Source organism: Coriobacteriia bacterium (assembly GCA_016649875.1).
Taxonomy (GTDB): Bacteria; Actinomycetota; Coriobacteriia; order WRKU01; family JAENWW01; genus JAENWW01.
The window spans coordinates 1-6525 of sequence record JAENWW010000023.1 but is presented as its reverse complement, the minus strand read 5'-3'; the positions used below and the strand labels follow the sequence as shown (position 1 = coordinate 6525).

4 protein-coding genes are annotated in these 6525 nt (G+C 52.3%); all 4 read left to right on the top strand.

All coding sequences use genetic code 11. The features are described 5' to 3' along the window. The first annotated feature begins 245 nt into the window (after positions 1–245). Positions 246–2570 carry a bacterial transcriptional activator domain-containing protein gene (locus JJE36_06930; GenBank protein ID MBK5212018.1) on the top strand — a complete coding sequence of 775 codons (2325 nt, stop codon included), beginning with the start codon at positions 246–248 and terminating at the stop codon, positions 2568–2570. Positions 2571–2713: 143 nt separating this feature from the next. Then, the gene (locus tag JJE36_06925) at positions 2714–3085 is read left to right on the top strand and encodes a hypothetical protein (GenBank protein ID MBK5212017.1); all 372 of its coding nucleotides are present in this window, start codon (positions 2714–2716) and stop codon (positions 3083–3085) included. 67 nt (positions 3086–3152) lie between these two features. Beyond that, positions 3153–5846: a preprotein translocase subunit SecA gene (secA, locus tag JJE36_06920; GenBank protein MBK5212016.1), complete on the top strand. Its 2694-nt coding sequence runs from the start codon at positions 3153–3155 to the stop codon at positions 5844–5846. A 6-nt stretch (positions 5847–5852) separates the two neighbouring features. Then, the coding region (locus JJE36_06915; protein ID MBK5212015.1) for a PCRF domain-containing protein at positions 5853–6525 on the top strand (673 nt) is incomplete at its 3' end.

Genomic DNA, 6525 nt, shown 5'->3' with positions numbered 1-6525 from the left:
GCGCGAGGCCGGCGATTTCGGGCTTTTGCGTATGGAGTGATTCGTGCCTATAAGTGACATTTATTTCCAAATCTTAACGGTAGGTTAATCAACCGTCAACATATGTGTAAGAGACCGGAGAAAACGTACGTTTTCTCCGGTTTTTGTTTGACGAAAATTACGTTTATGTTGAAAATGATTCCATTCTTCGCGGAGTCGGTAATCGAATCCGTGGGAATAATCGTGCGTCGATTATCATATTTCGATTGGAGGAGACAGACGATCCGTCATATATTCAAATCGCGCAAGAGGGAGGAACTATGGTTGTTGAAAACAAAGAAAAAGATTGTATCGAAGTGCATGTCGGGGCGGATCTGCCGCAGCCGAGAAAGGCAAGACTCCCTGAAAAGCCAGATGCGTTGTCGGCAATTTCGAGGGCGGAGGGATTACACCATATCGATTTCGAGCGTTACGGTAAGTCGATAGACTCCGTATGTATGAAATCGGGAATCGATGCGCTCTTGAATAATCCTTTCGCGCTGGCCGCATGGGCACGGGCGAAAGAATCGCTCGGACACTACTACGATGCGCTCAATCTTTCAAGATTGGCGCATTCTTTTTTCAAAAATAGCGGCAATCATGAGGCTGAAATCGATGAAACGATTTTTCAAGCGGGAGTTCATCTCGCTTTGTCCGACATCGGCTCTGCAGAAGAACTGGTCGGACAGGTTTCGCCGCATTGTCAAAGCGATTCCCATCGCTTGTTCCCTGTATCCCTTTTGCACTATCGACTCCATTACGCCAAGGGCGACCTAGACAAGGCGAAAGAGGCGCTTGTCGTTCTCGAACAGCTGTCGACAAGTCCCGCCTCATCGATTTTGTCCCGAGGATACAGGCTACAGTTGACCATGCAGTCGGGAACGATGGCGGAGTCGGTGCTGGCGTGTCATTACGATATCGAGGCAAACGATCCTTCGTTTTTGCAACTTCCGCCTCAGATAATGAAATCCTACTACTTCGCGCGCGTCGCATTTTCACAAGTGTTGGCGAGCTCGGGGTATTTGAACAGGGCTTCAGGGATACTTCCGCTCACAGAGTCGTTACCTGAATCGATGCGGCCGCAGGCGCTGCTGGCATCGGCACTCGTGTGTATGGGGCGAAAGGATTGCGCGCATGCTCTGTCGCTTCTGCAGGGCGACTGGAAGCACAGGCCGCATGGTTTGAGCCATGGAGAACTCGGCAGTTTGTATTGGTACGAAGCGCTCTGCGCTTTGGTGGTTATGAACGGCAAAGATGCCTCAGAGATAGTCCAGCGTTCGACGTCGCCTCTGATGGCTTCGGGTGCCGGGGGATTGCGGGCACGTTCAACACTGCTCAATGCGTTCTGCTGCTGTATCTCGTTGGAAACGGATCGAGCCGCAACTTTGTTGCGCACATGCCGAAGTTATGAGGATATCGACTCCGATGTTTCTCGCTTCCTGTCTTTTGCCGTCGAAGTCCTTTGCGCGTTCGAAGATAAGAAATGTGAAGCATATATAAAAGAGATGACGGGGAAATGCTGCATAGACGATGTTTTGCCTCGTGGGGTCTATCTCGTTGCGGCGCAGCTTTGCGGTATTCGCCCGGTGTTATTGCAGGTTTTGGTTGCGATATTCGGGCTGAAAGCCATATCGTTTGATTTTCTCGGATTGCTCGACAGACGAAAATGCGCGGGCGATTTCTGCAAAACCTCATCGCTGCTGTCGGAAAAAATCACCGGGGATTTGGATATGCGTCTCGTTGCGGTGGAGGCTCTGGCGAAGTCGAGTTCGAGCCGTATTCCCGAAAAGCTTTACCACATCGGGGTACTCGGCGCTCTCTCCATCGGGGTGGAGGGGCGCGAAATCGATATCAAACACTGGCGCAAAAGCAAGGCGCGTGAGTTGTTCACCTTCATTATTTTGCATGCGGGACGAGATATCGCACGCGAATCGCTCATGGAAATCATGTGGCCGGATATGAGCCCGGATAAAGCTCGGAATAATTATTATGTGACATGGTCGAATCTGAAACGAATTTTGACCTCGGGAACCGAGGAGCTCGCCACGCTCATGCCGGTTGCGAGCAGCGGAGCGAGATGCTATGTGTGTGACGACAGATGCGAAATCGATATCGTCGAACTTCTCGAAGAAATATCTGCGGCGCACAGCGAAGTGATTTCTCGAAATTTCAGTGAAGCCATCAGGCACTATCATAGAGTCGCGCATCTCTATCACGGTGATATTTTGCCGGGTGACATGTACAGCGATTGGCTGTCCGCGATACGCGAACACTACCACACGCTTTATGTCGAAACGATGATCTCGGCCACACAGACATGTATTCAACAACATGAACATGCAAATGCGATTTTCTTTATCGAGCGCGCCCTTTATTTTGAAAAGAATCGCGAGGTACTCTATGATTTGGCCATGCGGGCGTTTCTCGAGGCGGGGAGGAGAGAAGATGCCATCTCCACCTATCACACGTGTCGTCACTTCTTGAGCGAAGAGCTCGGTCTCGATCCGAGTCCGGCAATCAAAAAGCTCTATAACGAGGCGATCAGCGCATAAGGATTGTTCGAGGCATGTCTCCCCAAGGAGCCTCATCGGTTTTTAGCACGCACTATGTGGTTCGGATATGGAGCCGCGTTGAAGTATGGTGAGAGCTAACGTACAATGGGTTACTCGGTCCATTCAAGAGATTTCGGATATGCGTGCATCAATCGAAAACAAATACGCAGGTATTCAAAGCAGGCTTCGTGCTCGCCGGCTTTTTCGCATTCGTCATCACTTCGACGTTTCTGCCGGGATTTGCAATCACCGGCACGCAGCTGAGGCAGTTCGTCGCCTCGCCGAGCAGCCTCTCTTCGACTCAGATGTCACGTGCCGAACAGCGGACGGTTTCCGATGAAACAATGCAGTGCATTCTTGTGTTGCTGTCATTCTTGGGAGCATTCGTCGCACTCGTTCTGTCGCGGAAATTTCCCTTCATTAAAAGAACGATTCTCTCGATTCCAGCTGAGCAGTCACTCTTCAGTTGGCAGATTTCTGCATTTCCCGCCGTACGCGGTCCCTCATTTGTCTGAGCTTCGTGTTCACGTTGCGGGTAAATGACCATTCTGTTTGAGACAATTTAAGATAAAGGAATATATGATGGCTAATTTTTTGCAAAAGCTTCTTTCTGCAGGTGAGGGAAGGCAACTCAAAGGCTATGAGGCGATAGTCGAGACAATCAATTCACTTGAAGAAAAGATGAGCGGATTAACCGATGAGGAACTTCGGACACAGACCGATGCGTTTAAGGTTCGTGTCCAAAAAGGCGAAACGCTGCAAGACCTTTTGCCTGAGGCGTTCGCGGCAGTTCGCGAAGGATCTCGCAGGGCTTTGGAAATGCGACATTTCGATGTCCAACTTATCGGCGCGATGGTGCTCAACGACGGCAAAATCGCCGAGATGAAAACAGGTGAAGGCAAAACGCTCGTTGCGACTGCAGCGGTATATCTCAATGCTTTGGCGCAAAAAGGTGTGCACGTCGTGACGGTGAACGATTATCTCGCCAAGCGAGACTCGGAGTGGATGGGCAGGCTCTATAAATTCATGGGGCTGAGCGTCGGTATCCTCCAGTCTCAGATGGATGACGAATATCGTAAAGCCGCTTACGCCGCCGACGTCACGTACGGGACAAATTCGGAGTTCGGCTTCGATTATCTGCGCGACAACATGGTCAACACCGCGCAAGCCCGCGTGCAGCGCGGTCATGTTTACGCCGTAGTCGACGAGGTCGACTCAATACTTATCGATGAAGCGCGTACTCCGTTGATTATTTCGGGTGCCGGAGATAAGTCGGCGGCAATCTACAAAGATTTCGCGAAAGCCATTCCGCGTTTGACCCCCGAGGTTGACTTCGAACTCGATGAAGCCCATAACACGTGCGCTCCCACCGAGCCCGGAATCAGTAAAGTGGAGCGTTTGCTCGGCATCGACGATCTGTACGCCGACAATTCCGGGCAGCTCGCCAATCACCTGCAGCAAGCATTGCGGGCGCAGTTCCTTTTCAGCCGCGACGTCGATTATCTCGTGGCAGACGGTGAGGTTCTCATCGTCGACGAGTTCACCGGCCGTCCCATGTACGGACGTCGCTATTCAGAGGGGCTCCATCAGGCAATCGAGGCAAAGGAGCGTGTCTCGATACGCGAGGAGAACCAAACGCTTGCAACCATCACGCTGCAAAACTACTTCCGCATGTATGAGAAGCTCTCGGGCATGACCGGTACGGCAATCACGGAGGATAAAGAATTTCGTGAAATCTATAGCCTGCCTGTGATGGTCATCCCCACCGACCGGCCGATGATCCGCGAGGACAGAAACGATCTCGTCTACAGAAGCGTCGAGGTCAAGTTCAATGCCGTGGCGGATTTCGTTGCCGAACGCCACAGCGCCGGGCAGCCCTGTTTGCTCGGAACCATCTCAATCGAACATTCCGAAGCGCTTTCGAAACTTTTGAAGAAACGCGGAATTCCTCACAACGTTCTCAACGCGAAGCACCATGAAAAAGAAGCGCATATCATCGCACAGGCGGGACGTTTCGGCGCGGTGACGATAGCTACCAACATGGCCGGTCGCGGCACCGACATCTTGCTCGGCGGTAACCCGGGATTGCTGGTCGAGGACTTCTTGCGCGCCAAAGGTATCGACCCGGAGTCCGCAAGCGAAGAAGAATATGCCTCCGCAGTCGAGGTGGCACAAAAAACATGTAAAGAGGAACATCGAGCGGTCATCGAAGCCGGCGGTTTGGCTGTGCTGGGAACCGAGCGTCACGACTCTCGTCGTATCGACAATCAGCTGCGCGGTCGTTCGGGTCGACAAGGAGATCCGGGATTCTCACAGTTTTATCTCTCGCTCGAAGATGATTTGATGCGTTTGTTCGGCGGGGATCGTATGGATCGCGTCGCACAGTTGCTTGCCAACAACTCCGAGACCGAGAATATGCCGATTCAAGCGGGGCTCATCAGCAAGGCGGTCGAATCCGCGCAGCTCAAAGTCGAATCCATGAACTTCGCGTCGCGTAAATACGTCCTCGAATACGACGACGTCATGAACAGCCAACGTGAGACCATTTACGGCGAACGTACCAACATTCTCGACGGCAAAGACATGCATGCGCGCGTCGAGGCGCTCATGTCCGAGGCCATGGAGAACAATGTCATCAGCTATGCGCCGGTACAAGGCTACAAGGAGAACTGGGATCTTTCCGGCCTTGAAACATGGTTCCGTGATTTTACCGGCATCACCGATACGATAGCTCCCCTAGTGGAGTCGTGCGACACTTCCCCCGAGCTCGTGCTGGAGCTTTCCGAATCGGCGGTCATGCACTACGATTCTCGCGTGGAAAAATTCGGCGAGGAGGATATTCGCGACCTCGAGCGTCAGGTGATGCTGCGCGTGCTCGATACGCGCTGGATGGCGCATCTCCAAGAGATGGATTACCTCAAAGAGGGTATCGGGTTGCGTGCGATGGGCCAGCGAGATCCGATCGTCGAATACAAAAACGAAGCCTACGATATGTTCTCGGCACTGGTCGCCTCGATAAACGAGGACTTTTTGCGTACGCTGATGCATGTCGAGTTCGTCGCCGAGCAAAGTCCCGAGCCGTCCTATTTGCGCAATGCCAGCTATTCTGCGCCGTCCGAAGGTTCGGGGTTCAGCGCCATTGCCGAAAATGCAACGGCGCAGGACGGACCGTCTTCTCAAGATAGTGCGAAAGAAGATCCGTATGCAAATGTGGGACGAAATGATATGTGCCCGTGCGGAAGCGGCAAAAAATTCAAGAAATGCCATGGAGCGTAATACGTTATGATTGAGAACAGAACATCTGAAATAGTCAAACTGAAAGAACGCACCGCCGATATGTATGATTTTTTGCATATCGGTGAAAAGGAGACCGAACTCGCCTCTCTCACCGTGCAAAGCAGTGCTCCCGATTTTTGGGACGATCCCCAGCATGCGCAATCGGTCATGTCCCGAATCAACAGCATCAACGATGAGATCACCTTGTACAAAGACGTAATGGCGCGGTTTGTCGATTTGGAAGCCGCGAGTGAACTCGCTTTGTCCGAAGAGGATGAAGACCTTGCACGCGAGGTCGATGCGATGATGATCTCTCTCGCGAAATCAATCGATCAACTCGAGGTTTCGAATTGGTTCACGGGACAGTTCGACACCGAAGATGCCATTATGACCATCGTTCCCGGACAAGGCGGTCTCGAGGCCCAGGACTGGACCGAGATGCTTTTCAAGATGTACCTCAAGTACGCCGAAAACAACGGGTGGAAAGTCACGGTCCACGATGCTCCCGCGGGTGAAGCAATCGGATTGGACCGCGCTGTTTTTACCGTGCACGGTAAAAATGCCTATGGAATGCTTTCTTCGGAGCAGGGAGTGCACCGTCTGGTGCGTATCAGCCCGACGGATGTCAAAAAACGCAGACAAACGACCTTCGCCGGCGTCACCATAGTGCCGGTTTTGC